General features: G+C 61.9%; 28 protein-coding genes. 9 read left to right on the top strand and 19 right to left on the bottom strand.

Features of this window, described 5'->3' with window-relative positions:
• Positions 1 to 4: 4 nt before the first annotated feature.
• Positions 5 to 325 (bottom strand): DUF6280 family protein, encoded by a 321-nt coding sequence (locus AC2FMN_RS14395; RefSeq protein ID WP_005982071.1) that lies wholly within the window; start codon positions 323 to 325, stop codon positions 5 to 7.
• A gap of 216 nt (positions 326 to 541) precedes the next feature.
• Here AC2FMN_RS14395 and efp point away from each other — a divergent pair, with 216 nt between their 5' ends.
• Entirely contained in the window at positions 542 to 1,105 is a 564-nt protein-coding gene (gene efp / locus AC2FMN_RS14390) for an elongation factor P (protein ID WP_490361604.1), read from the top strand.
• A gap of 73 nt (positions 1,106 to 1,178) precedes the next feature.
• Here the strand turns inward: efp and AC2FMN_RS14385 are convergent, their stop codons facing one another.
• The 7 genes from AC2FMN_RS14385 to AC2FMN_RS14355 all read right to left on the bottom strand — a co-directional run bounded on the left by AC2FMN_RS14385 (position 1,179) and on the right by AC2FMN_RS14355 (position 7,930).
• Positions 1,179 to 2,105, bottom strand: a complete 927-nt coding sequence (locus tag AC2FMN_RS14385) for an ABC transporter transmembrane domain-containing protein (protein ID WP_496688954.1) — start codon at positions 2,103 to 2,105, stop codon at positions 1,179 to 1,181.
• Positions 2,106 to 2,211: 106 nt separating this feature from the next.
• A complete protein-coding gene (ygfZ, locus tag AC2FMN_RS14380) occupies positions 2,212 to 2,949 on the bottom strand; it encodes a CAF17-like 4Fe-4S cluster assembly/insertion protein YgfZ (protein WP_496688952.1) in 738 nt (245 codons plus the stop codon).
• An 86-nt stretch (positions 2,950 to 3,035) separates the two neighbouring features.
• Positions 3,036 to 3,809, bottom strand: coding sequence for a hypothetical protein (locus tag AC2FMN_RS14375; protein ID WP_496688950.1), 774 nt, complete (start codon positions 3,807 to 3,809; stop codon positions 3,036 to 3,038).
• Between the two features lie 178 nt (positions 3,810 to 3,987).
• Entirely contained in the window at positions 3,988 to 4,455 is a 468-nt protein-coding gene (locus AC2FMN_RS14370; RefSeq protein WP_496688949.1) for a hypothetical protein, read from the bottom strand.
• Positions 4,456 to 4,497: 42 nt separating this feature from the next.
• Entirely contained in the window at positions 4,498 to 4,923 is a 426-nt protein-coding gene (locus tag AC2FMN_RS14365; protein WP_496688948.1) for a hypothetical protein, read from the bottom strand.
• Between the two features lie 3 nt (positions 4,924 to 4,926).
• Positions 4,927 to 6,885, bottom strand: coding sequence for a DNA topoisomerase IV subunit B (gene parE, locus AC2FMN_RS14360; RefSeq protein ID WP_496688946.1), 1,959 nt, complete (start codon positions 6,883 to 6,885; stop codon positions 4,927 to 4,929).
• Between the two features lie 166 nt (positions 6,886 to 7,051).
• Complete coding sequence (locus AC2FMN_RS14355; protein WP_496688944.1) at positions 7,052 to 7,930, bottom strand: alpha/beta fold hydrolase; 879 nt, start codon at positions 7,928 to 7,930, stop codon at positions 7,052 to 7,054.
• A gap of 133 nt (positions 7,931 to 8,063) precedes the next feature.
• Between AC2FMN_RS14355 and ppk2 the strand changes: the two genes are divergently transcribed.
• Complete coding sequence (gene ppk2 / locus AC2FMN_RS14350) at positions 8,064 to 8,993, top strand: polyphosphate kinase 2 (protein WP_496680221.1); 930 nt, start codon at positions 8,064 to 8,066, stop codon at positions 8,991 to 8,993.
• 80 nt (positions 8,994 to 9,073) lie between these two features.
• Entirely contained in the window at positions 9,074 to 10,438 is a 1,365-nt protein-coding gene (locus tag AC2FMN_RS14345; protein ID WP_496688942.1) for an MATE family efflux transporter, read from the top strand.
• A gap of 4 nt (positions 10,439 to 10,442) precedes the next feature.
• On the opposite strand, the gene AC2FMN_RS14340 is transcribed toward AC2FMN_RS14345, so the two are convergent.
• Both AC2FMN_RS14340 and AC2FMN_RS14335 read right to left on the bottom strand, forming a co-directional pair.
• Positions 10,443 to 10,844 carry a hypothetical protein gene (locus AC2FMN_RS14340; RefSeq protein WP_496680225.1) on the bottom strand — a complete coding sequence of 134 codons (402 nt, stop codon included), beginning with the start codon at positions 10,842 to 10,844 and terminating at the stop codon, positions 10,443 to 10,445.
• Positions 10,845 to 10,857: 13 nt separating this feature from the next.
• Complete coding sequence (locus tag AC2FMN_RS14335; protein WP_496688940.1) at positions 10,858 to 12,060, bottom strand: pyridoxal phosphate-dependent aminotransferase; 1,203 nt, start codon at positions 12,058 to 12,060, stop codon at positions 10,858 to 10,860.
• Between the two features lie 91 nt (positions 12,061 to 12,151).
• On the opposite strand from AC2FMN_RS14335, the gene AC2FMN_RS14330 reads away from it, so the two are divergent.
• The 3 genes from AC2FMN_RS14330 to AC2FMN_RS14320 all read left to right on the top strand — a co-directional run bounded on the left by AC2FMN_RS14330 (position 12,152) and on the right by AC2FMN_RS14320 (position 13,371).
• The gene (locus AC2FMN_RS14330) at positions 12,152 to 12,541 is read left to right on the top strand and encodes a helix-turn-helix domain-containing protein (RefSeq protein ID WP_496680228.1); all 390 of its coding nucleotides are present in this window, start codon (positions 12,152 to 12,154) and stop codon (positions 12,539 to 12,541) included.
• Complete coding sequence (locus AC2FMN_RS14325) at positions 12,538 to 12,795, top strand: succinate dehydrogenase assembly factor 2 (protein WP_496680230.1); 258 nt, start codon at positions 12,538 to 12,540, stop codon at positions 12,793 to 12,795. Before AC2FMN_RS14330 ends, AC2FMN_RS14325 begins: the two co-directional genes overlap by 4 nt.
• 78 nt (positions 12,796 to 12,873) lie before the next feature.
• The gene (locus AC2FMN_RS14320) at positions 12,874 to 13,371 is read left to right on the top strand and encodes a MarR family winged helix-turn-helix transcriptional regulator (RefSeq protein ID WP_496688938.1); all 498 of its coding nucleotides are present in this window, start codon (positions 12,874 to 12,876) and stop codon (positions 13,369 to 13,371) included.
• Here the strand turns inward: AC2FMN_RS14320 and AC2FMN_RS14315 are convergent.
• From AC2FMN_RS14315 to AC2FMN_RS14305, 3 genes are read right to left on the bottom strand one after another with little or no spacing between them, the layout of a single operon-like run.
• Positions 13,365 to 14,090, bottom strand: coding sequence for a DUF1194 domain-containing protein (locus tag AC2FMN_RS14315; RefSeq protein WP_496688936.1), 726 nt, complete (start codon positions 14,088 to 14,090; stop codon positions 13,365 to 13,367). The two genes, AC2FMN_RS14320 and AC2FMN_RS14315, sit on opposite strands and share 7 nt — an antisense overlap.
• Positions 14,087 to 14,788: a DUF1194 domain-containing protein gene (locus AC2FMN_RS14310; RefSeq protein WP_496680236.1), complete on the bottom strand. Its 702-nt coding sequence runs from the start codon at positions 14,786 to 14,788 to the stop codon at positions 14,087 to 14,089. The genes AC2FMN_RS14315 and AC2FMN_RS14310 overlap by 4 nt, the downstream gene beginning before the upstream one ends.
• Complete coding sequence (locus AC2FMN_RS14305; RefSeq protein ID WP_496688934.1) at positions 14,785 to 15,213, bottom strand: VOC family protein; 429 nt, start codon at positions 15,211 to 15,213, stop codon at positions 14,785 to 14,787. Before AC2FMN_RS14305 ends, AC2FMN_RS14310 begins: the two co-directional genes overlap by 4 nt.
• Positions 15,214 to 15,388: 175 nt before the next feature.
• Between AC2FMN_RS14305 and thyX the strand changes: the two genes are divergently transcribed.
• Positions 15,389 to 16,300 (top strand): FAD-dependent thymidylate synthase, encoded by a 912-nt coding sequence (thyX, locus tag AC2FMN_RS14300; RefSeq protein ID WP_496688932.1) that lies wholly within the window; start codon positions 15,389 to 15,391, stop codon positions 16,298 to 16,300.
• A gap of 156 nt (positions 16,301 to 16,456) precedes the next feature.
• Here the strand turns inward: thyX and AC2FMN_RS14295 are convergent, their stop codons facing one another.
• A complete protein-coding gene (locus AC2FMN_RS14295) occupies positions 16,457 to 16,663 on the bottom strand; it encodes a cold-shock protein (protein ID WP_496680240.1) in 207 nt (68 codons plus the stop codon).
• Positions 16,664 to 16,877: 214 nt separating this feature from the next.
• Between AC2FMN_RS14295 and AC2FMN_RS14290 the strand changes: the two genes are divergently transcribed.
• Together AC2FMN_RS14290 and AC2FMN_RS14285 are read left to right on the top strand one after the other, a co-directional pair.
• The gene (locus tag AC2FMN_RS14290) at positions 16,878 to 17,195 is read left to right on the top strand and encodes an ArsC/Spx/MgsR family protein (RefSeq protein WP_496688930.1); all 318 of its coding nucleotides are present in this window, start codon (positions 16,878 to 16,880) and stop codon (positions 17,193 to 17,195) included.
• 42 nt (positions 17,196 to 17,237) lie between these two features.
• Positions 17,238 to 17,606, top strand: coding sequence for a hypothetical protein (locus AC2FMN_RS14285; protein WP_496688928.1), 369 nt, complete (start codon positions 17,238 to 17,240; stop codon positions 17,604 to 17,606).
• Between the two features lies 1 nt (position 17,607).
• Here the strand turns inward: AC2FMN_RS14285 and AC2FMN_RS14280 are convergent, their stop codons facing one another.
• From AC2FMN_RS14280 to thrS, 5 genes are all read right to left on the bottom strand, one after another.
• Positions 17,608 to 18,135: a DoxX family protein gene (locus tag AC2FMN_RS14280; RefSeq protein ID WP_496688926.1), complete on the bottom strand. Its 528-nt coding sequence runs from the start codon at positions 18,133 to 18,135 to the stop codon at positions 17,608 to 17,610.
• Positions 18,132 to 18,896 (bottom strand): HvfC/BufC family peptide modification chaperone, encoded by a 765-nt coding sequence (locus AC2FMN_RS14275; protein ID WP_496688924.1) that lies wholly within the window; start codon positions 18,894 to 18,896, stop codon positions 18,132 to 18,134. The genes AC2FMN_RS14280 and AC2FMN_RS14275 overlap by 4 nt, the downstream gene beginning before the upstream one ends.
• Positions 18,893 to 19,729 (bottom strand): MNIO family bufferin maturase, encoded by an 837-nt coding sequence (bufB, locus tag AC2FMN_RS14270; RefSeq protein WP_496689017.1) that lies wholly within the window; start codon positions 19,727 to 19,729, stop codon positions 18,893 to 18,895. The genes AC2FMN_RS14275 and bufB overlap by 4 nt, the downstream gene beginning before the upstream one ends.
• 95 nt (positions 19,730 to 19,824) lie before the next feature.
• Entirely contained in the window at positions 19,825 to 20,127 is a 303-nt protein-coding gene (locus tag AC2FMN_RS14265; RefSeq protein WP_496680247.1) for a BufA1 family periplasmic bufferin-type metallophore, read from the bottom strand.
• A 222-nt stretch (positions 20,128 to 20,349) separates the two neighbouring features.
• Complete coding sequence (gene thrS / locus AC2FMN_RS14260; protein ID WP_496688923.1) at positions 20,350 to 22,308, bottom strand: threonine--tRNA ligase; 1,959 nt, start codon at positions 22,306 to 22,308, stop codon at positions 20,350 to 20,352.
• Between the last annotated feature and the right edge of the window lie 89 nt (positions 22,309 to 22,397).

The raw sequence follows: 22,397 nt of genomic DNA, 5'->3' as shown, positions 1-22,397 counted from the left end.
AGCCTCAGGCGGCTTCGGCCTGCTGTGCAGCGTTGCGACGCTCGCTTTCTTCGCGCGACAGGGCAACCGAGGTCCGCACACCGCGGCCCACGAATTCCATCAGGCCTTTGACGACACGTTCGTTCGGGTCGATACCGGCACAGGTCAGCACCTCACGACCATCGCGCGAGCGGGCCCAGCGGGCAATCTGTTCCGGGCCGTTGCCGTATTTCTTGTCATCGGCAATGGCGTCGTCCAGGGCAGCCAGTACAACAGCCGCGAAAAGTTTGCGGGCACGGTTGCCTTGTTCATTGTTAAAGGCGGTGCCGTCAACGAAATCTCTCATCTCGTCTTCCTTGTTCTTGCTCTTGTAATTTTCGGCGTGGCGGTCCTTATGACCGATTTAGTGCGATTCGGATACACCTATTTTGCATGGTTGCGTTGCGTCATTTGCATAGCTCTCTGCGGGTGCAGCACTAGGTTTCGTTGTCTTGCATGGAATGTTCCCGCCAGATATAGGGACGGCAACGAACGCATCAACCTTGTGTGAAGGATTTATCTCATGCCCAAGATCAACGGGAACGAAATTCGTCCGGGCAACGTGCTGGAGCACAACGGCGGCCTGTGGGCAGCGGTCAAGGTCGAGCATGTCAAACCCGGCAAGGGCGGCGCCTTTGCTCAGGTCGAACTGCGCAACCTGCGCAACGGCACCAAGCTGAACGAACGGTTCCGCTCGGCGGACAAGGTCGAGCGGGTGCGGCTGGAACAGAAGGACCAGCAATTCCTGTACGAGAACGACGGCATGCTGGTATTCATGGATGCCGAAACCTATGAACAGATTGAATTGCCTGCCGATTTGCTGGGCGAGCGCCGGCCGTTTCTACAGGACGGCATGACCATCGTCGTCGAATTTTATGAAAACGAGGCGTTGAACGCGACGCTGCCGCAAAAGGTCACTTGCAAGGTCGTCGAGACCGAGCCGGTCGTCAAGGGCCAGACAGCGGCGAACTCGTTCAAGCCGGCGGTTCTGGACAATGGCGTCAAGGTCATGGTTCCGCCCTTTATCGCGCAGGACGAGATGATCGTGGTGAATACCGAAACCATGGAATATTCCGAGCGCGCGTAACGTCGCGTCACGGATACGGATCAGGGCCGCGCCGGAAGACCCGGGGCGGCCTGTTTCATGCCCGTGCATCGGGCTAGCGGTATCGCTCGCGGTCGGGGCCGAACAGTTCCAGCATCAGTTCGAATTTGATGCGATTGGCGCTGACCTGCCGATAGAAGGCGATCAGGAACGCGGTGGGGCCCTGGATGCGGGCCAGCCCGCTGGTGGCCGCCACCACGGTGCCCACGTCGGTTTTTCCGTTCAGGACAAGCCATCCCCCCAGCATCAGTACGGCCACCGTACCTGCGCCGTTGATCACGCTCAGGGCAAATTTGGCGGACAGTTTCCACAAAAACATGCGGCGCCGCGTCTCATAGATGGCGTCGAACTGGTCGTGGATGTCCTGGGTGACCCGTTGCAGGTCGTCGCTGGTCAGATGGTCGGTGGCGTTTCGCAGGATGCGCACGCGCTCGGCGACGAAGCGGTTTACCTTGCGCTGGGAAATCAGCACGATGGCGATCTGCGGTGCGATCATCGACAAGGCGATCAGACCCAGCCAGGGCTGGGTGGACGAAATGTAGGCGATCACACTGACCAATGTGCCGATCTGCACGACCGGATCGGTGAAGGCGCCGCCGGCAAATTTGCCAAGCTCTTCGGCCTCGGCGGAAATGGCCGTTGTCAGCGTGCCTTTCCCGACATCCTCGTCGGCCTCGTCAACATCTTTTGCGCGCGCCAGAAGCAAGCGGCGGATCCGGCGGATCATGTCCTCGCCCAGCGTGCCAGCGCGATATCCAAGCAACCATTTCAGGGCGAGGCTCAGCAGGATGACGCCCATCATGCCGGCACTCATCCAGATCAGTTGGGCCTTTTCGACCGCATCCGAGGTCAGGTGGTTGATGATGTCACGCTGAAATTCCAGCGGCGCAGCGGCCAGCGCAGCAACTGCAAGAGACAGCAGGATCAGTATGACCTGCCGCTTGGCGCTGGCGCGCCAGATGGTTGCGTACAGTCTCAGCATCCCTCGGCCCGTTCAATTCGTGCCTGCCTGTTCTACTCCGGGTACCGCACCAGAGGAATGCCCTGCGCAAGCCCCGTGCAGGGTCGTGCCGGTTGAGCAACAGAGGTCAGTCGATCAGCCACAGCCGCGCATCCGCGGCCTGCATGTCCGCGCCTGCGCGGTCCAGCCGCAAATGAGCGATGGCCTTGCCCCCCGATTGAGTGAACAGGGTGCCCGCTGGTTTGCCTTCGGACGTGATCTGGGTGCCGACCGGGGCGGCGCCTTCGATTCCAACCACCTGCAATCCCTTGCGCAGCTGGGTCTTGTGCTTCATGCGGGCGGTGACTTCCTGTCCGACATAGCAGCCTTTTTTGAAATCCACGCCGTGCAGCCGCTCGAACCCGGCCTCGAGGATATAGGTGTCGGGTGTCAGTTCGATCCCGCTTTCGGGAATGCAATGGGCGACTCGGATCGCGTCCCAGTCGGTTCCGTCATCGGCCTCGGCGGCGGGCGAATAGGCGCGCCATCCCAAATCCGGATGACGCGGGTCGGACAGGGCGCCTTGGGGCGCCGGGCCGGTTCCGCGCTGCAGATGCAGCTCGGTTTCGCCGATCGTCACGTCCGCGCGCAGTTTGTACATGCTCAGCCGTTTGATCAGCATGTCTGCCAGATCCTCGGCCACGTCCAGCAGAACGCTGTCGCCATCGCGTTTCAGGAAAAAGTCCGCGATGTATTTTCCCTGCGGCGTCAGCAACGCGGCATAGACCAGCCCGTTGTCCAGCCCGCGGATGTCATTGGTGACCAGACCTTGCAGAAAGCTGTCGGTATCCGCGCCGGTCAGGCGCACAATGCGGCGGGTGCTCATCTTTGGGTCCTCGTGCAATCGGTGCGGCTGTTCATATAAGCGAATGGACCGGCAAAGCCAGAGGTTTCGCTACGGGGCGCATGCGGTCAGGCACTCAGGCTGCTGCGCAGCTCGACCACCGATTTTCCCAGACGGAACGGGGCGGCAAAACTGACAAGGCACAGCGCGATGATCTGCAGAACCAGAATATGCGCGTTGGCCTGCAGGTATTCCCATTCATCCTTCAGCTTCCCCACCTGTTCGATCAGGTCGTCATAGCTTTGGGCCAGAATGATGTAGTCGCCGGCGATGGCCGGAACCTTGCGGCGCATGTTGTCGATCGCCTCCTGAGTTTTGTCGTCAAGCGTGGTGAAGACGAGGAACTGCTCGATGTCGAAGGCATCGGCCCGGGCGGCCTTTTCGTGCATCTCGTCCATCTGCGCGCGACTGCGGCCGCCCAGCAGAAAGTGCAGGCCCTGCAGCGGCGCGACCTCGTTGGTGACCGCGATGAACAGGGGCAGGTCGGCATTGTTGGCGGTCGAGGCCGAGAGGAACTCGACCTTTTCGCACAGCACGGCGGTGTCGGGGTCATAGGGCGGGTCACAAAAGCGCAGCCGGAACCGCGCGGCGTCGCGGTCAAAGGCCCGAGAGGCGGCATAGGCCACGTCGATCTGCCGATCCAGGCGCGAGCTGTCGGTGGTGTAGAGCCCCGCCAGCACGGCCACCAGCGCGCCCAGCCCGCCCAGCACGACCCAGACCAGATCGGCCAGCTTCCACGCCCGGTGCCCGGCGGGTTTGCGGAACAGAAAGGCGGTGCCCACCAGCCCGGCGGCAAAGAACAGCAACAGCAACAGAAGCTGTTGGTCAGTAATGAAACTCATGCCGGGAGTTTAAGGGGCCGGGTGGCGCAGGCAATGGGGCTCACGAAGATGTAGGGTGGGGTGATTTGGGGAGGGGCGCGCCCACCGGCAGCGCGGGGTTTGTGGTTGGGGTAGGGTGGGGTTTTACCCCACTGTTGCGAGGTGATTTGTCGGAGGGGAGGTGGGTTGGAAACCCACCCTACGGCTTGCTGAAGTCCCAATCAGATTTGCGAAGATCGCCGGTTTGGTGAAAGTGCCGCACGACTTTGATGTATTGACGGAAATCAGAATTTTCCTGCACTAGTCTGTCGGCGCTGAGCCAATCGACCGACTGTCTCTCTCTGGCAGGGATCAAAATTTGGCTGTCGCTGGGCGATGAAGGGTTCAACTCCATCACTCCGATACCGTGCACTCCGGATAGGGTCCGAAGTTCCTGCATGGTCAATCTGCCTTCAATCTCAGCAGCCACAAGGTATCCAAGGTTGGCCCACGACGAATTACTCACGGTTTGGAAATATGCTTCCCTTACATTGGTTGAATTAAGATGAAGCTTCACCTCGAAAGACCAAAGCTTGGCCCTCGTGTCCCCAAACTCTTTCACGCAGTCTTTGGTTTCGCGGTCCCACGTGGCGCTTAGATCCTCAAGTCCCACAAGATCGGGAAACAACCACCGATTTCCATTTTGCCCTCTGCGATTGGTGGCGCGTTTTTAATCGATGCGCACCGAAAAAACATCCAATTCATCTCTAAGGTAATTGGACAATAGAGGGTAAAGATCGGACTCTCGGATTTGGTTCGATGCCAAGGTGGTCTTGTCAGACAGATTGGCCGAGCCGACTTCATCGTCCTCGCTTAGTTCAGAATAATAGAATTTCCGGGGTCGACCTTCTGTCGCGCGAATTTTCGGGTTTCGCGTAATCGACCGCCTCTGCGATCCAATTTCAGCAACGAGTTGTTGGATGAGTGCGTCATCCGTGTCCAAGGGGATTTTCTTCGCCCTGCTGCGTGCACGTTTTTCTTCACAGTCTTGGCGGTAGTTTTCGAATATCCACGTCGCGATCTCTCGCGCCGTGAAGCGCTTTTCTGGATTGCTCGAAAGGAATTCTGGAACGACCTTAGTGATGCTCAGGGCCATACGTCAAACATCCAACTCCTCCACAAACCGCGCGTTCTCCTGAATGTACTGGAACCGCAGTTCGGGTTTCTTGCCCATCAGGCGCTCGACCAGGTCTCCGGTCTCGCCGGGTTCGTCCTCGTCGATGGTCACGCGGATCAGTTTGCGCGACTTGGGGTCCATCGTGGTTTCCTTGAGGTCCTTGGCGTCCATCTCGCCCAGACCCTTGAAGCGGCTGACGTCGATCTTGCCTTTACCGCCCAGGCCTTTCTCCAGCCACATGTCGCGTTCGGCCTCGTCCAGGCAGTAGACGCGTTTCGCGCCTTGGGTCAGGCGGTAGAGGGGCGGGCAGGCCAGGTACAGGTGGCCCGCGTCGATCATTGGGCGCATCTGGGTGAAGAAGAAGGTCATCAAGAGCGAGGCGATATGCGCGCCGTCCACGTCGGCGTCGGTCATGATGATGACCTTGTCATAGCGCAGATCGTCGAGGTTGAACTTGCTGCCCAGCCCCACGCCAAGCGCCTGCGTCAGGTCGTTGATCTCGGCGTTCGAGCCCAGTTTCGATGAGGCCGCGCCCAGCACGTTCAGGATCTTGCCGCGCAGGGGCAGCAGGGCCTGGGTTTTGCGGTCGCGGGCCATCTTGGCGGACCCGCCGGCCGAGTCGCCCTCGACGATGAACAGCTCGGTGCCCTCGCGGTTGGTGGCCGAGCAATCGACCAGCTTGCCGGGCAGGCGCAGTTTCTTGGTGGCGGTCTTGCGGGCGGTTTCCTTTTCCTGCCGACGGCGCAGGCGTTCCTCGGCCCGCAGGATCAGGAAGTCGAGGATGGCGCCGGCGGATTTGGTGTCGGCGGCCAGCCAGTTGTCGAAATGGTCGCGGACCGAGTTTTCGACCAGCCGCTGCGCCTCGACCGTGGCGAGGCGGTCCTTGGTCTGGCCGACGAATTCCGGCTCGCGAATGAAGCACGAGACCAGCGCGCAGCCCCCGGTGATGAGGTCTTCGCGGGTGATCTGGGCGGCCTTCTTGTTGTTGATCAACTCGCCGTAAGCCTTGATGCCCTTGAGGATCGCCGCCCAGAAGCCCGCCACATGGGTGCCGCCCTCGGGCGTCGGCACGGTGTTGCAGTAGGACTGGATGAACCCGTCGCGCGAGGGCGTCCAGTTGATCGCCCATTCGACCTTGCCCGGGGTGCCGAACTTCTCGTTGAAATCGACGGTGCCGGCAAAGGGCTGGTCGGCATAGGTCGAGGAGCCGTTCATCGTCTCTTTGAGATAGTCCGACAGGCCGCCGGGGAAGTGGAAGGTGGCCTCGGTGGGGGTTTCGCCGTCGTCGATGGCGGATTTCCAGCGAATCTCGACGCCCGAGAACAGGTAGGCCTTGGAGCGGATCGACTTGAACAGGCGCGCGGGTTTGAACCGGTGGTGGCCGAAGATCTGGTCGTCGGCGTGGAAGGTGACGGTGGTGCCGCGCCGGTTGGGGGCGGCACCGACTTTCTCGACCGGGCCCAGCGGGATGCCGCGCGAGAATCGCTGTTCGTAGAGTTCCTTGTTGCGGGCCACCTGCACGACCATCGAATCCGACAGCGCGTTGACCACCGAGGCACCCACGCCGTGCAGGCCGCCCGAGGTCTGGTAGGCCTTGCCCGAGAACTTGCCGCCCGCGTGCAGGGTGCACAGGATCACCTCGAGCGCGGATTTGTCGGGGAATTTCGGGTGCGGGTCGATCGGGATGCCGCGGCCGTTGTCGCGGATGGTGACCGCGTAATCCTCGTGCAGTTCCACCTCGATACGGTTGGCGTGGCCGGCGACGGCCTCGTCCATCGAGTTGTCGAGGATCTCGGCCACCATGTGGTGCAGCGCCCGTTCGTCGGTGCCGCCGATATACATGCCCGGTCGCTTGCGGACGGGCTCCAGACCTTCGAGGACCTCGATCGAGGAGGCGTCGTAGGTGGTGGCGGATTCGGGCGTCAACAGGTCGTCGGGCATGGGGGCTGCTCTTGTTCTTGGGTTTGGGCCCATTATGGCAGGTGATGTGGGTCTGGGAAAGAGGGGGGCGAGGTGTTGTGGGTAAAGTCGGGGGCGGGCGTTGTGCGAGCGAGGGGCGCTGCCCCTCGCGCTCCCCGGGATATTTGAGGCCAGATGAAGGGTCGGGTCAGGTCTTGTCGGTCCAGTCGAGGATGGCTTGCGCGACCTTCTGGGGGTGCTGGTGGTGCAGCCAGTGGTCGGCGCCGGGGATGGTGACGCGGGTGAGGTCGGGGGCGAAATCCTCGAGCCCTTCGGTGGTTTCCGGCAGCAGGGCCTTGTCCTCGGGGCCCCAGATCAGCAGGTGCGGGCAGGTTACGCGCAGCCGCTCGGTCGGCAGTTGCGGTGGGTCGGCCAGCGGCTTGCCGGGGTCGGCGACCTGCAGGGGAGAGGCGCGGTACCAGTTCAGCATGGCGTCGAGGCGGCCGGGGCGGGCCCATTCCGTGCGATAGGATTGCATCTGGTCGGGCGTCAGCCAGTCGGTGCCCATGCCGTGCCGGAAGAACTGTTCGAGTTTGGCGAAATTGTCCGCGGACAGCCAGTCGGCCGAGTTGGGTGCGCGGAGCTGGTTGATGTATTGCGAGGCTTGGGATTGCGCGCCGCCCTTGGCCATCTCGCGCTGGAAGGGGTAGGGGTGGACGCCATTGGCGATGATCAGGCGGCTGACGAGTCCAGGGCGGAACATTGCGAGGCCGTATGCCACCGATGCCCCCCAGTCGTGGCCCAGAACGGTGATCGGCGCGCCGATCTGTTCGATCAGGGCGGCCATGTCCGAGACGAGCTGTGAGAGGACGTAATGCTCGGTGCCTTCGGGCGCCCAGCTTTGGCCACAGCCGCGCTGGTCGGGGGCGATGCAGTGGAAATGGTCCGCCAGGTGCGGGGCAAGGTCGGACCAGGCACCCCCGTATTCCGGGAAGCCGTGCAGCATCAGCAATGGTGGAAGGTCTGCATTGCCCCAGCGACGGACGAAGAACGGCTGGCCGTTCAGGTCGAGATATTCGGTTTTCATGCACAATTCCTGGGTGATGCCGCTTGGCCCAGCATTTTCGGACCTGAGAGCGAAGTCAACTTGATACGGATCAACGCGAAAAAGATACAAATTTGCTAGGTGTTTCGGTGAACAGCAAAACCGGAGTGATCGCATGGATGCAGTGACCCAGCAGAAACCGAACTCAACGCCCGAGGCCGCCGCGGCCAAGCCGAAGGCGGATCCGGAGGCGCCGACCCGCGAAAAGATCCGGCAGGCTTTCGAAAGCGGCGAATACCCCTATCGCACCAAGCTGTCCCGCTCGGTCTATGAAAAGCAAAAGGCCCAATTGCAGGCCGAGTTGCTGAAGGTGCAGCTGTGGGCACAGGAGACCGGGCAGAAGTTCGTTCTGCTGTTCGAGGGTCGTGATGCCGCTGGAAAGGGCGGCACGATCAAGCGGTTCATGGAGCATCTGAACCCACGTCAGGCCCGCGTGGTCGCGCTGAACAAACCGACCTGGGAGGAGAAGGGCCAGTGGTATTATCAGCGCTACATTCAGGAATTGCCCACGGTCGGCGAAATGGTGTTCTACGATCGATCCTGGTACAACCGGGCTGGAGTCGAGCGGGTGATGGGGTTCTGCACCCCCAACGAATACCTCGAGTTCATGCGCCAGACGCCCGAGTTGGAGCGCATGTTGGTGCGGTCCGGGATCCAACTTTACAAGTATTGGTTCTCGGTCACGCGGGACGAACAGCTTCGCCGTTTCAAGAGCCGCGAGACCGACCCGCTGAAGCAGTGGAAGCTGTCGCCCATCGACAAGGCCAGTCTGGACAAATGGGACGACTACACCGAGGCGAAAGAGGCAATGTTCTTCTATACCGACACCGCCGACGCGCCCTGGACCATCGTCAAGTCGAACGACAAGAAACGCGCCCGGCTGAACTGCATGCGGCATTTCCTGTCGACGCTGGATTATCCGGACAAGGATCATGACGTCGTGGGCCAGCCCGATCCGTTGATCGTGGGTCAGGCGCATCATGTGGTCCACCGGTCGGATCACATCCTGGGCACGGCCCTGCATCCTGATGCCCGGGCGAGCTGATCGGCGGGCAGCTGGTCTCGGATCGAGATTTTCCAGATGAGCCCTTGCCCCGTGTCGGGGCCGGGCATAAGGCTGGCGGGATGAGCAAGGTGATGACTTATCCTGCCCATGTCCGGGCGATTGCGGTGCTGGGGCTGCCCTTGATCGGTGGTCATCTGGCCCAGTTTGCCATCGGCCTGACCGATACGATCATGTTGGGCCGGTACGATGTCGAGGCGCTGGCCGCGGTGACGCTGGCCGGCAGTTTCTATTTCGTGCTGTTCCTGTTCGGGGGCGGATTCGGCTTGGCGGTGATGCCGATGGTTGCCACCTCGGCTGCCGAGGAGGATGAAACCAGCATTCGCCGCAGCACCCGCATGGGTCTGTGGTTGTCGCTGCTGTATGGCATGCTGGTGATGCCGCTGCTGTGGTGGTCCTACCCGATTCTGATCGCCACGGATCAGGATCCGCAAGTGGCGCAGACCGCGTCCGAGTATCTGAGGGTCGCCGGCTGGGGTCTGTTTCCGGCGCTGGTGGTGATGGTGCTGAAATCCTATCTGGCCGCGCTTGAGCGCACGCAGATCGTGCTGTGGATCACCGTCGCGGCGGCAGTGGTCAACGGCCTGACCAACTATGCGCTGATCTTCGGCAATTGGGGCGCGCCGGAACTGGGCGTGATGGGGGCGGCGATCGCCTCGGTGGTGACCCAGACCGTGTCCCTGGTGGCGGTCATCATCTACGCGGTGAAGGTCCTGCCGGAACACAGTCTGTTCCAGCGGTTCTGGCGCCCGGACTGGGAGATGTTCTTCAGCGTGCTGAAGCTTGGCGTGCCGATTGGTCTGACCCTTCTGGCAGAGGTGTCGCTGTTTGCGACCTCGGCCTTCATGATGGGCTGGATCGGGCAGGTGCCGCTGGCGGCGCATGGGATCGCGCTGAACCTGGCCTCGGCCACCTTTATGGTGCATCTGGGCCTGTCCAACGCGGCGACGATCCGGGCCGGCAATGCGCTGGGCCGGAAGGACCGCGCGCATCTGGAAAAAGGCGCAATCGCGGTCACGGGCATGTCGCTGGTGGTTTCGGTGATGACGATCATCCTGTTCCTGACCTGCGCCGAGCCGCTGATCTCGGTATTCGTCGAATCGGACGACCCGCAGCGCCCGCAGATCCTGGCGATCGGGGCCGGGCTGTTGGCTATGGCCGCGCTGTTCCAACTGGTGGATGGGGCGCAGGTAATCGCGCTGGGCCTGCTGCGCGGGCTGCAGGACGCCAAGGTGCCGATGGTGATGGCCGGGCTCAGCTATTGGGTCGTGGGGATCCCGGCTTCGTACTATTTCGGCTTCATCCGCGGGATGGACGGTATCGGAGTCTGGTTGGGGCTGGTGCTGGGGCTGGCTTCGGCCGCCGTCCTGCTGATGACACGGTTCTGGACGCGCTCGGTCAAGGCGGTGGGCGTGCCGGCCGAATAGCCTCTCAGCTCTTGGGCTGGCGGTCGGCCTTCTTGCGCACCAAGACCGAACGCAAGTCATGCATCGCCAGCAGCAGCCGGTCGGTGACCTGTTCCAACTGGTTGTCAGTCGCCTTGGACTGGGCCCATTGCGCCGTCAGGTTCAGATGGTCGATGGTTCGGTGGATGTCGTCGATGTCACGCTGCGCCAACAGCGCCTTGCGGTCCTCCATCCAGCGGGCGATCTCGGCCTTGTCGGCCTCGGTCAGAGTGCGCTGGCCGTGTGGCTTGACCTCGCCATTGCGGATGTTGACGACCGCGATCTGATCCATCTCGATCCGGCGCTGTCGGTTTTCCGTGTCGATCCGATAGACTGCGGCGCCGTTCTCGCGGACGCGGAAATAGTATTCGGGTAGGGTCGCGGACATGGGGGTCTCGGGTTTATTTCAGGGAAGCGCAGAACCGCTGGATGCGGGTGCAGGCCTCGGTCAAGGCCTCGTCCGAGGTCGCGTAGCTGACGCGGAAATTCGGCGACAGGCCGAAAGCCGCGCCAAACACCACGGCCACATCGGCCTCTTCCAGCAAGGCCGTTGCAAATGCCTCGTCGCTGTCGATGACCGTCCCGGCGGGCGTGGTCTTGCCGATCAGCCCGGCGATCGAGGGGTAGACGTAGAACGCGCCCTCGGGGGTGGGGCAGGTGATGCCCTCGATCTGGTTCAGCATGTCCACGACCAGATCGCGGCGGCGTTTGAACATCCCGTTATTCGGCGCAAGAAATTCCTGCGTGCCGTTCAGTGCCTCGACCGCGGCCCACTGGCTGATCGAGCAGGGGTTCGAGGTCGATTGCGACTGGATCTTGCGCATCGCCGCGATCAGCTCGACGGGGCCCGCGGCATAGCCGATGCGCCAGCCGGTCATGGCATAGGCCTTAGAGACCCCATTGCAGGTGAGCGTGCGGTCATAGAGCCCCGGTTCGACCTGCGCGGGCGTGCAGAACTGAAACCCGTCATAGGCCAGATGTTCGTACATGTCGTCGGACATGACCCAGACATGGGGGTGACGCATCAGAACATCAGTCAGTGCCTTGAGCTCGTCCCACGAATAGCCCGCGCCGGTGGGGTTCGAGGGCGAGTTGAAGATGAACCACTTGGTCTTGGGCGTGATCGCGGCCTCGAGCTGTTCGGCGGTCAGCTTGAAGCGGTTTTCCAGCGTGGTTTCCACCGGCACCGGGGTGCCCCCGGCCAGCAGCACCATGTCGGGATAGCTGACCCAGTAGGGGGCGGGGATGATCACCTCGTCGCCCGGGTTCAGCGTGGCCATCAGCGCGTTGTAGAGCGTCTGCTTGCCGCCCGTGCCGACCGAGACCTGCGCGGGCGTGTAGTCCAGCCCATTGTCGCGCTTGAATTTGGCGCAGATGGCCTGTTTCAACTCGGGGATGCCGTCGGGGGCGGTGTATTTGGTCTTGCCCGCGGCGATGGCGGCGACGGCGGCGTCCTTGATGTTCTGCGGGGTGTCGAAATCGGGCTCGCCCGCGCTCAGGCCGATGACGTCGCGCCCGGCGGCCCGCAACTCGGCGGCCTTGGCCGTCATGGCGATGGTGGGCGAAGGTTTGACGCGCGACAGTGTCGCAGACAGAAAGCTCATGGACGGCCCCGTTTGTATGTTGGTCCCGACTGTCATAGGGTGCGCCCGAAACACGATCAAGCGATATGCATTTGCAGAACTGGAGAGTTTGATGAGCGACGAAACCGACTGGTTCGGACCCGAGGCGGCGACGTTCGGAGATCGTCTGGCCGGCGCACGCGAAGCCGCCGGCATGACCCAAGCCCAACTGGCGCGGAGATTGGGTGTCAAGAAGGCCACCGTGGTCGGGTGGGAAAACGACATGTCCGAGCCGCGGGCAAACAAGCTGTCGATGATGGCGGGGATGCTGAACGTGTCGATCATGTGGTTGCTGACCGGCGAAGGCGAGGGCGCGGGCGTGCCCGATCTTGTAGAAGGAGATGCCGAGCTGGCTCCGCTGGTTGCCGAGCTGCGTGCGATCCGCGGTGAGATGCGCGCCAGTTCCGAGCGGCTAGCGCGGGTGGAAAAGGCCTTGCGTTTGAAGCTGGAGAAAGGCGAATGACCGAAACGCGCGAAACCCGGATCAAACGGATGAAGATGCGGTCGATGCGACGTGGCATCAAAGAGATGGACATCATCCTGCAGGCCTATGCCGAGCGCAATCTGGATGCGATGGACGATGCTGGGCTGGACCGGTACGACGCGCTGCTGCATGAGAACGATCAGGATCTCTATCAGTGGGTTACCGGACAGGTTGCGCCGCCCGCTCCGTTTGAGGATTTGATCTCGGAAATCGCGCAAACCTTTCAAAAATGAGGAAAATCCGGATTTAACCGATTATTCGGGATTTCGCGCCAAAGTTTCGAGAACAGCGCGACTGAATCGGAGGATCGGATGAGTTTGGAAATGCAGGTCTCCGCGCCGGGGGCCAAGGGGTTCATGTCCAGCTATCTGGAGGCGCTGGCCCTGGTCGAACGCCTGCATCGGCTGCTGCTGGATGTCATCAAGGACGAGTTCGAGCGGGTCGGTGTGCTGGAGATCAACGCCGTACAGGCTCTACTGTTGTTCAACATCGGCGATCACGAGGTGACAGCGGGTGAACTCAAAAGCCGCGGCTATTACCAAGGCAGCAATGTCAGCTACAACCTCAAGAAACTGGTCGAGATGGGGTATATGCACCATCAGCGTTGCGAGATCGATCGGCGCTCGGTCCGGGTTCGGCTGACCGAACGCGGGCGCGAGATTCGCGATATCGTGGCCGACCTGTTTGCACGCCACGCGGACGGGCTGCAGAGCAAAGGTGTCTTGGGCGCGGACGGAATCGAAGACATCACCAGCGCGCTGCGCCGGGTTGAGCGGTACTGGACGGACCAGATCCGCTATATCTACTGATCGGTGGCGGGCAGGCCCTGCGACATCACCAGCGCGTCAAGCTCGCGGATCAGCTTACGGGTCATGGCGTCCTCGTAGGCTTCGAACCCCAGCGCCGTTTCTACGAACGCGCCGGGGCCCAGGATGACCCAGGCATTGTAATAGGCTGAAAGCTCTCCGATCTGGACAAAGCGAGCGTCGCCGTTGCCGGGATCGTCGGCGCCGATCACCAAACCGTTGATCGTGAGGCCAGCGCTGCGCAGCGCTGACTTGGCCGTTCGCGGATGTGGGCCGACATTGTGCTTGCCGTCCCCCGACAGATCAAGCGTGCGCTTCCAGCAATCCGCTTGCCCAGCCAGAAGCCCGGCGCCGAACTGCATCGCAGCCCCCACCGCGGTGCCTTGTGGCGCCGACGAGCGGCGGGTGGCTTTCAGGCGTTCGGCGATGGCCTGCAGGTCGGATGAACTGCGCAGAGTGGTCCAGTCGATGAGCACGCGTTGAAAGCTGGTTTCGCTCCATTCGAAGACGGCAAGCCGGATCGGTGTGCTCGGGTCCGAAAGGATGAGGTCTTGCACTTCGGGCCGCTGCAGGGCTGCCGCCAGCCCGTCCAGTTGCAATCGGTACTCACGGCTGTCGACCGAGCCCGAAACATCCAGCCCCAGCGCCAGTGCCTGTCGGCATTGGGCGGCAAGCGGGGTCGCGACCAGGCACATCAACAACGCCAGCGCTCGGACGATCATCGGACGGCCCTCTCCAGCGCGCCGATCTGCAGGCTGGTCAACTCGCGCTCCAGTTTGCGGCGCATGGCGCGTTCGAAGTCCTCGAATCCCTGGGCGATTTCCAGAAAGGCTCCGGGGCCGTGCAGGACGTTGTTTTCAAAGAACGGGATCAGGAACAGCTCGCCTTCGAAATCTGCGGCGTTGATGACCAACCCGTTGACCGTGACGTTTTCAAAGGGGAAATGGCGATAGGCGATCTGCGGGCCGTAGCCGTCATTGTTCGATCCGTCCCCCGACAGATCAATGGTCTGGAACAGGCAGGGCGGGGCTTGGCGCATCAAGGTTGCACCGTACCCCAGCGCGTGGCCCATGGCTGTGGCGGACCCGGCATCGGAGCGGGTGGAACGACCGATGCGCCGGGCCACATCAAGCAGATCGGCCCGGGTTTCGATCATCTGCCAGGGCAGGATGACATGCTGCGTGTTTCGCCCGCTCCACTCATAGGCGGCCAAGGCCACGGGCATGGGCGACGAAAAGAACGCCCGTTCAACCTCGGGCGCAACCAGAGCGGCGGCCAAGCCCTGACGCTGCAGCGCGTCCTCGGTTGCATCGACCGATACCGAGATGTCGAGTGCAAGCAGCAGTGCCAGGCGGCATTGCTCGGCCTGAACGGGGCCGGCCAAGGCGGCCAACCCCAGGGCTGTCAACCAGCGGATCACCAGTGGCCGGTGTTTTCCATGCTGACCCACGGCTCGGCCGGGGGCAGCGGTTCGCCGTTCTGCAACAGTTCGATCGAGATGTTGTCCGGTGAGCGCACAAAGGCCATGCGCCCGTCGCGCGGCGGGCGGTTGATGACGACGCCGTTGTCGGCGAGGTGCTGGCAGGTTTCATAGATATTGTCGACGCTATAGGCGATGTGCCCGAAATGGCGGCTGTCGCTGGGCAGACCATCATCGCCGTCCCAGTTGTAGGTCAGTTCAATCGGTGCGTCCTCCTGCCCCGGAGGTGCCATGAAAATCAACGAGAACCGCCCCTCTTCGCTGTCATAACGGCGGGTTTCCTGCAACCCCAGCAGCTTGTAGAACGCCATGGATTTGTCCAGGTCCTTCACCCGAACCATCGTGTGGAGGTATTTCAGCCCCATCGTGTTTTCCTTTTTTCAAGATAATCTGCGTCAGCTTAGCGCGCTGTCGGTGGGTGTCGAGGGGCGGGCAGGGCTCCATCCGAAAAATGCACAAAGCGCCGTACATATCGCGGTTTCGATGCCAGTGCTGCCGATATATAGTGTTAGACGACTCAATGCTGGAGAGGGAAATTTCATGCCGCTGTCTGCCGAACAACTGGCCGAAATCGAAGAACAACGCGCCCAGACGCAGCCGACCCGTCGAGTCGTGGCGCCCGGCATGGAAGAGCATCTGTACACCGCACACTCGGTTCTGGACCACGGTTTCGTGCGGGTGATCGACTATATGGGCGACGACGCGGCGATCTGCCAGGCGGCGCGGGTCTCGTACGGCAAGGGCACCAAATCGGTGCAGAATGACGAGGGGTTGATCCGCTATCTGATGCGGCACTGGCACTCGACCCCGTTCGAGATGTGCGAGGTCAAGCTGCATGTCAAACTGCCGGTCTTCGTAGCACGACAGTGGATCCGGCACCGCACGGCGAATGTAAATGAATACTCCGCCCGCTATTCGATCCTTGACCGGGAATTCTACATCCCCGCGCCGGATCAATTGGCGGCGCAGTCGGCGGTCAACAATCAGGGCCGGGGAGAGGCGTTGCAGGGTGAAGAAGCTGCCCGCGTGCTGGACATTCTCAAGGCCGACAGCGCCCGCTGCTACGACAATTACGAAGCGATGATCAGTCAGGACGGCCAGCAGGGGCTGGCGCGCGAACTGGCGCGGATGAACCTGCCGGCCAACATCTATACGCAGTGGTACTGGAAGGTGGACTTGCATAACTTGTTCCATTTCCTGCGGTTGCGGGCCGACCCGCATGCGCAATACGAAATCCGGGTCTATGCCGAAACCATGTGCAAAATCGTGGCTGACTGGGTTCCGTTCGCCTACAAGGCGTTCGAGGACTACCGCCTGGGTGCGGTCAACTTGTCAGCGCAGATGGTCGAAGCACTGCGGCGCATGCTGCAAGGTGAGGCGGTGACACAGGAGAACTCGGGCATGACCGCGCGCGAGTGGCGGGAGTTCGAGGCGGTGATCCGCAACACCTAGCCACGCAGCCTGTCTGGGCAACGTCATGACCGCTTCTCAAACAGCCGACCCGGTCAAAAACCGGCGCAGGGGATAGGGGGCGGTAGGGGAGCGGTCGACGGCCCGCAAATTGGCCGTCGACCTTGTTTCAGGGCGCCACCCGGACGGGCGGACCGATTACATGGGCTTCAAATCACCCGCCATTTGGCGGCCGTCGCGTCCGTCCTGCAACTCGTACGAGACTTTCTGATTGTCGGCGAGTCCGGTCAGGCCGGATCGTTCTACGGCCGAGATATGAACAAACACATCCTTGCCACCCTCATCAGGGGCAATAAAACCATAGCCTTTGGTCGTATTGAACCACTTCACGGTGCCGGTAGGCATAATTCCGTGTCTCCTTCTCCTTGCGCGTCACCCTGCGAAATGACAGGGCATAGTCAAAGCGACCACCAATCGACGCAGTTCCGAGCGAACGAGACGGCGTAAATTATGTGTTTCGCCTTTTTCAACATTGCACGGTGCGGTAAAAAATCAAGGAATACTGGGCCAGGCACTGCGTTTTGCCCGAAATTGGATCAAAAACCAAAGAGGACCGGCCATGCGCCTTTATGGTCTCAAGACCTGTGACACTTGCCGCAAGGCGTTGAAATCGCTTCCGGATGCCGAGTTTGTAGATGTGCGCTCGCAAGGCGTGCCGGCCGATGTACTGGCGCGGGCATTTGCGCGTTTCGGCGACACCTTGCTCAACACCCGTTCAACGACCTGGCGCGGATTGGACGCGGCCGCGCGCGCGCGTCCGGTTCTGGAACTGCTGGCTGACCACCCCACACTGATGAAGCGGCCGCTGATCGAAAACGGGGCCGAGATGTATCTGGGCTGGACCCCGCAGACCCAAGCCGGCCTTGGCATTGTCTGAAAGGGTGCCTATCTGTCACGACGCAATAGCAAGGAAGACAGCATGCGAAACGCAGCCATGATCCTGGGGGTCATCGCCGGGCTGGTCGGAATGATCGTCGGGTTTTTCGGATACGGGTTCGTCGAATTGGTGAATCGCTATGGCGAGATTGAAGGTCTGGCCGAGCAGGTGGAGAACCCGGAACTGATCAAGACGGCCTCGATCTTTGCGCCGATGCTGGCGATTGCCGGGGGTGCGATGGCGCACGCCCGGGCTTTGGTGGCGGGGGTCTTGCTGCTGATTTCCGCGGCGGGAATGTACTACGCCTTTGGCTTTGGCGTGTTTACCATGTTCCCCATTGCCTTCGCCGGCGTCGCGGGGCTGCTTGGGATCGCCGCGGGCAAGCCGGACGAACCCAAGGCGCATTTCTAGGTCATTTCAGGCGCAGAACCCGATCGAGCGAGAGCGGGCCCGCGCCGTTGATCACGATAACCACGAACAGGAAGGTCCACATAACCCGCTGATCCATCAGGGTGATGGTGTTGTCGAACAGACTGCCCAGCTTGACCCCATGCCCGGTGACATCGGTGAATGTCTGCACCCAGACGAACCCGATCATGCCCAGGGCGGCAAGGCGAGTGAACAGCCCCACCAGCAGCAATGCTGGCAGGATGAACTCGGCCCACGTGCCGGCGACGGCAACGGGCCAGGTAAAGAACCCAAGCTGCGAGCTGTCATAGCCGACGGCCTCCATCGCCTTGGGGAAGATCTGCACATAGGCCCCGTCCGAAGGGAAAAGGAACCCCAAAAAGCCGCTGCCCAGCTTGGTCATGGCCGAGTTCCAGTAATAGACCAGAAGAACCGCAGCAAAGGTCAGCCGCGCCACTGTCGGCGTCAGCCAGCTCGAGGCGTGGTCCAGCTTACCGAATGCGGAATTGTGCAGAGAAATCAGGGCAGTCATGTTTCCGGCCTTTCGATGGTGACAGAAGTGATCGCATTGCCCTGCAGCAGCAGTGCCAGGGTGGCACCCAGGTCGAATGCGGGCGTCCGAGCGGTGGTTGCCTCGAAGGCCTGGCCAATGGTCCGGCCGGCCTGAATGGCGGTGATCCAGTCGAGCCCGCCGGGGGGCAGCAGGTGCGGCGACGGGTCGAATTCAGCGCGCGTGATCAGCACGTCCTGCGCACCGGGCTCGGGCTTTGGCGCGCCGTCTTCGGTGTTGAACAACCAGATGGCGTAAATGGGCCAGTCGGACCGGATCAGCTGCATGGCCGGGGCAATTCCCAGCCGGGCCTGCATCAAGTCCTGGGGCGGCAGGGTGGCCAGCACGTCGGGCGCGATCGGCTGGCTGTCGGCGGCGTGGTACGACCGGCGCAGGGCGAGCTCCAGCCGCGCCACGTCAGGCAGATAGCCCAGATGCGCCAGTTGCTTGGTGTCGGCGAGAAATTCGGGGAAGCTCTCGCCATAGAACATCATCAGCGGGGAGGTCGGCGGGTGCTGACGCAGATAGATCCCGGCCAGACCGTCCATGTTCTGCGGACCCAGCAGCTTGGTTATGACCGGAAATGCCTGGTGCATGGCTTCGGTCAGCGACACGGCTACGTTGTTGCGATAGACGTTGAAGCGGCGTCCGGCGGGGCGGGCCTGGTCGTCCAGCAACCCGTCGGGCACGGGGGCTGCCGGGTCCAGCAAGGCCGCCCGGAATTCCGATTGCGAAACGCTCATGCCGGGATCCGGTCCAGCGCGGATTGCGCGCGTTCAGCCTCGGCGCGCAGGGTGGGCCAGTCGGGCACGTCATTGTCCCATTCGATCAGCACGGGTTTGGGGCCTGATTGGTCGAGCACATAATCCAGCAAAGCCCAAACCGGGTCGACGACGGCGCGGCCGTGGCTGTCGATCAGCAGGGGTTTCCCATGGTCGTCCTCGTCCTCGTCGTGGCCACCCAGGTGGATCTCGCCAACCTGGTCCACAGGGTAGGCGTCGATATAGGCCTGCAGGCTGCAATTCAGATTGGTGGCCGAGACGAAAACATTGTTGACGTCCAGCAGCAGGCCACATCCGGTCCGGCGTGCGACCTCGCGCAAGAAGTCGGGTTCAGACCGAGTGCTTTCGGCAAAAGCGAGATAGCTGGACGGATTTTCCAGCAGCATCTGCCGGCCCACCGTCTCTTGTACCTGATCGATATGATCGCAGATGCGCGCCAGTGTGGCGTCTGTATAGGGCAGGGGCAGCAGATCGTTCAGGAACTGGCTGTCATGGGTGGACCATGCCAGATGTTCTGAAAAGCTGGCCGGGTTCAGCCAGCCCACAAGGTGTTTCAATCGCTCCAGGTGCTCGGCGTCCAGCGGTCCTTCGCCGCCGATCGACAGGCCCACGCCATGCACCGAGATGGGAAACCGTTCGGCAAGGTGACGCAGTTGCGCCAGGGGGCGACCGCCGTCGCCCATGTAGTTTTCGGCGTGAATTTCCAGCCAGCCGACTGGGCCGGACTGCGCCAGAAGGTCGGCAAAGTGCTGAGGCTTGTAGCCAACACCCGGCGCGGCGGGCAAATGGTTTATTTTACGGGCGTCATCTAACAAGGGCCTGATCCTTTCCGGCAAAAAAGAGGGCGGGCAATTTGAAAACGCCCGCCCTTGTAAACCGTCAGGCAGTCTTATGCGGGCAGGTCACGCTCGAGCGGTTCCAGTGAGCCCTTGCGGGGTGTTCCGTCCGCAGCTTTTGGCAGTTCGATATCGGTGCAGGTGCCTGCATCGACCAGCGTCCAGGCATTGCCCTGGTAATCGACGGTCGAGGTGCCGGCGCAAGTGGTGCCCGGACCAGCGGCACAGTCATTCTGACCGGCCTTCGAGATGCCATAGCACTTTTCCTTGGCCTGTGCGGCTGCGGTGGTGGCAGTGCCGGCAACGGCTGCTGCAACGGCGCTTGCGATTACGAGGGTTTTGGCGGTGTTCGACATCTCAGGTAATCCTTTTCGTGATTGCGTATGTCTGCTTGTGACATTGACAAAGGTAACGGCTGACACCTCTCTGTTGAATTCACGAGCCCGTGTCTCACGGCTGTGTCAGGGAACGTTAATGCCCCTTGCAAGTTAACGCACTGTAATAAATTAGGAAATCCAAAAATGTTTCAGTCCGGCCCCGTGCTGAGGGCCGGATTTTCTGCAAGGCGGAGCCGATTGTTACAGAAGATCGGGCGGCGTGGCCGCGCGCGCCAGCTCTTTTGTTACATCCTCGAGCGACTGGACACGGGTCTGCTTCTCGCCCAGGCGGCGGACGCTGACGGTACGCTCTTCGACCTCGCGGTGGCCCACGGCCAGGATCACCGGGACCTTGCCGACCGAATGCTCGCGGACCTTGTAGTTGATCTTCTCGTTGCGGATGTCGGCCTCGGCGCGGACACCGGCGGCCTTGAGCGTTTTGACCACTTCCAGAACGTAGTCATCGGCCTCGGAGGTGATCGAGGCGACGACGACCTGCCGGGGCGCCAGCCAGAAGGGCAGCTTGCCGGCGTGTTCCTCGATCAGGATGCCGATGAACCGTTCGAACGAACCCAAACAGGCGCGGTGCAGCATCACCGGACGGTGCTTGGCCCCGTCGGCGCCGATATAGGTCGCGTCCAGCCGTTCGGGCAGCACGAAATCGACCTGGAAGGTGCCGCATTGCCAATCACGCCCGATCGCGTCGGTCAGCACGAATTCCAGCTTCGGCCCATAGAAGGCACCTTCGCCGGGGTTCAGTTCCGGCTCGACCCCTGCGGCGCGCGTGGCGGTCAGAAGGGCCTCTTCGGCCTTGTCCCAGACCTCGTCCGAGCCGGCGCGCTGTTCGGGGCGATCCGAGAATTTGACCTTGAAACTGTCAAAGCCCAGATCCTTGTAGACATCGGTTAGAAATCCGATAAAGCGGGCACATTCGTCGCCAATCTGGTCCTCGGTCGCGAAGATATGGGCGTCGTCCTGGGCAAACCCGCGGACCCGCATGATGCCATGCAACGCGCCCGAGGGTTCGTAGCGTGCGCAGGATCCGAACTCGGCCATGCGCAGCGGCAGGTCGCGATAGGATTTCAGACCCTGCTTGAAGATTTCCACGTGGCAGGGGCAGTTCATCGGCTTGAGCGCGTTCACGGCCTTTTCGCGGGCGTGTTCCTCGTCGACTTCGACGATGAACATGTTTTCCTGGTACTTGTCCCAGTGGCCCGAGCGTTCCCACAACTTGCGGTCGACCACCTGCGGGGTGTTGACCTCGACATAGCCGCCGCGGTGCTGGGCACGCCGCATATAATCTTGAAGCTGGGTGTAGATCGTCCAGCCGTTGGGGTGCCAGAAGATCTGGCCCGGGGCCTCTTCCTGCATGTGGAACAGGTCCATCTCGCGGCCCAGCTTGCGGTGGTCGCGTTTGGCGGCCTCTTCCAGCATGTGCAGGTGCGCCTTGAGCTTTTCCTTGCCGGTGAAGGCCACGCCATAGATACGCTGCAGCATCGGGCGGTTGCTGTCGCCGCGCCAGTAGGCGCCGGCGATGGACATCAGCTTGAACGCGTCGCCGGGCAGTTGGCCGGTATGCTGCAGGTGCGGGCCGCGGCAGAGGTCCTGCCAGTGGCCGTGCCAGTACATGCGCACCGGTTCGTCACCAGGGATCGCCTCGACCAGTTCGACCTTGTAGGGCTCGTTGTTGGCCTTGTAGAATTCGATGGCGCGCTCGCGCTCCCAGATCTCGGTGGTGACCGGGTCGCGCTTGTTGATGATCTCTTTCATCTTTTTCTCGATGAGGCCGAGATCTTCGGGCGTGAAGGGTTCTTCGCGGTCGAAGTCGTAGTACCAGCCGTTTTCGATGACCGGGCCGATTGTGACCTTGGTGGCGGGCCAGATTTCCTGCACCGCGCGGGCCATCACGTGGGCAAAGTCGTGGCGGATCAGTTCGTTGGCCTGGGCCTCGTCCTTCATCGTGTGGATGGCGATTTCGGCATCCTGTTCGATGGGCCACTGCAGGTCCCAGTGCTGGCCGTTGACGGTGGCCGAGATGGCCTTTTTCGCCAGCGAGGTGGAGATGTCGGCAGCGACCTCGGCCGGCGTCACGCCTGCCGCGTAGGATCGGGAATTGCCATCTGGGAAGGTAAGAGAGACGGATTTTGAATCCAGGGCCATGATCTGGCTCTCCTCGTCGGTTTGGCGCCCACAGAACGCCCGGTTGCGGGTTATGGTGTCGGGCCCGTGTGGCAGGTGGTGGTGTCTGT

The organism is Ruegeria sp. BHSC037 (assembly GCF_059613045.1).
This window is presented reverse-complemented; position numbering and strand designations above follow the sequence as displayed.

What these genes read in the sequence shown, in the direction of transcription:
- AC2FMN_RS14395 (WP_005982071.1), bottom strand. Translation starts at nt 325, where the DNA reads ATGAGAGATTTCGTTGACGGCACCGCCTTTAACAATGAACAAGGCAAC.
- efp (WP_490361604.1), top strand. Translation starts at nt 542, where the DNA reads ATGCCCAAGATCAACGGGAACGAAATTCGTCCGGGCAACGTGCTGGAG.
- AC2FMN_RS14385 (WP_496688954.1), bottom strand. Translation starts at nt 2,105, where the DNA reads ATGCTGAGACTGTACGCAACCATCTGGCGCGCCAGCGCCAAGCGGCAG.
- ygfZ (WP_496688952.1), bottom strand. Translation starts at nt 2,949, where the DNA reads ATGAGCACCCGCCGCATTGTGCGCCTGACCGGCGCGGATACCGACAGC.
- AC2FMN_RS14375 (WP_496688950.1), bottom strand. Translation starts at nt 3,809, where the DNA reads ATGAGTTTCATTACTGACCAACAGCTTCTGTTGCTGTTGCTGTTCTTT.
- AC2FMN_RS14365 (WP_496688948.1), bottom strand. Translation starts at nt 4,923, where the DNA reads ATGGCCCTGAGCATCACTAAGGTCGTTCCAGAATTCCTTTCGAGCAAT.
- parE (WP_496688946.1), bottom strand. Translation starts at nt 6,885, where the DNA reads ATGCCCGACGACCTGTTGACGCCCGAATCCGCCACCACCTACGACGCC.
- AC2FMN_RS14355 (WP_496688944.1), bottom strand. Translation starts at nt 7,930, where the DNA reads ATGAAAACCGAATATCTCGACCTGAACGGCCAGCCGTTCTTCGTCCGT.
- ppk2 (WP_496680221.1), top strand. Translation starts at nt 8,064, where the DNA reads ATGGATGCAGTGACCCAGCAGAAACCGAACTCAACGCCCGAGGCCGCC.
- AC2FMN_RS14345 (WP_496688942.1), top strand. Translation starts at nt 9,074, where the DNA reads ATGAGCAAGGTGATGACTTATCCTGCCCATGTCCGGGCGATTGCGGTG.
- AC2FMN_RS14340 (WP_496680225.1), bottom strand. Translation starts at nt 10,844, where the DNA reads ATGTCCGCGACCCTACCCGAATACTATTTCCGCGTCCGCGAGAACGGC.
- AC2FMN_RS14335 (WP_496688940.1), bottom strand. Translation starts at nt 12,060, where the DNA reads ATGAGCTTTCTGTCTGCGACACTGTCGCGCGTCAAACCTTCGCCCACC.
- AC2FMN_RS14330 (WP_496680228.1), top strand. Translation starts at nt 12,152, where the DNA reads ATGAGCGACGAAACCGACTGGTTCGGACCCGAGGCGGCGACGTTCGGA.
- AC2FMN_RS14325 (WP_496680230.1), top strand. Translation starts at nt 12,538, where the DNA reads ATGACCGAAACGCGCGAAACCCGGATCAAACGGATGAAGATGCGGTCG.
- AC2FMN_RS14320 (WP_496688938.1), top strand. Translation starts at nt 12,874, where the DNA reads ATGAGTTTGGAAATGCAGGTCTCCGCGCCGGGGGCCAAGGGGTTCATG.
- AC2FMN_RS14315 (WP_496688936.1), bottom strand. Translation starts at nt 14,090, where the DNA reads ATGATCGTCCGAGCGCTGGCGTTGTTGATGTGCCTGGTCGCGACCCCG.
- AC2FMN_RS14305 (WP_496688934.1), bottom strand. Translation starts at nt 15,213, where the DNA reads ATGGGGCTGAAATACCTCCACACGATGGTTCGGGTGAAGGACCTGGAC.
- thyX (WP_496688932.1), top strand. Translation starts at nt 15,389, where the DNA reads ATGCCGCTGTCTGCCGAACAACTGGCCGAAATCGAAGAACAACGCGCC.
- AC2FMN_RS14295 (WP_496680240.1), bottom strand. Translation starts at nt 16,663, where the DNA reads ATGCCTACCGGCACCGTGAAGTGGTTCAATACGACCAAAGGCTATGGT.
- AC2FMN_RS14290 (WP_496688930.1), top strand. Translation starts at nt 16,878, where the DNA reads ATGCGCCTTTATGGTCTCAAGACCTGTGACACTTGCCGCAAGGCGTTG.
- AC2FMN_RS14285 (WP_496688928.1), top strand. Translation starts at nt 17,238, where the DNA reads ATGCGAAACGCAGCCATGATCCTGGGGGTCATCGCCGGGCTGGTCGGA.
- AC2FMN_RS14280 (WP_496688926.1), bottom strand. Translation starts at nt 18,135, where the DNA reads ATGACTGCCCTGATTTCTCTGCACAATTCCGCATTCGGTAAGCTGGAC.
- AC2FMN_RS14275 (WP_496688924.1), bottom strand. Translation starts at nt 18,896, where the DNA reads ATGAGCGTTTCGCAATCGGAATTCCGGGCGGCCTTGCTGGACCCGGCA.
- AC2FMN_RS14265 (WP_496680247.1), bottom strand. Translation starts at nt 20,127, where the DNA reads ATGTCGAACACCGCCAAAACCCTCGTAATCGCAAGCGCCGTTGCAGCA.
- thrS (WP_496688923.1), bottom strand. Translation starts at nt 22,308, where the DNA reads ATGGCCCTGGATTCAAAATCCGTCTCTCTTACCTTCCCAGATGGCAAT.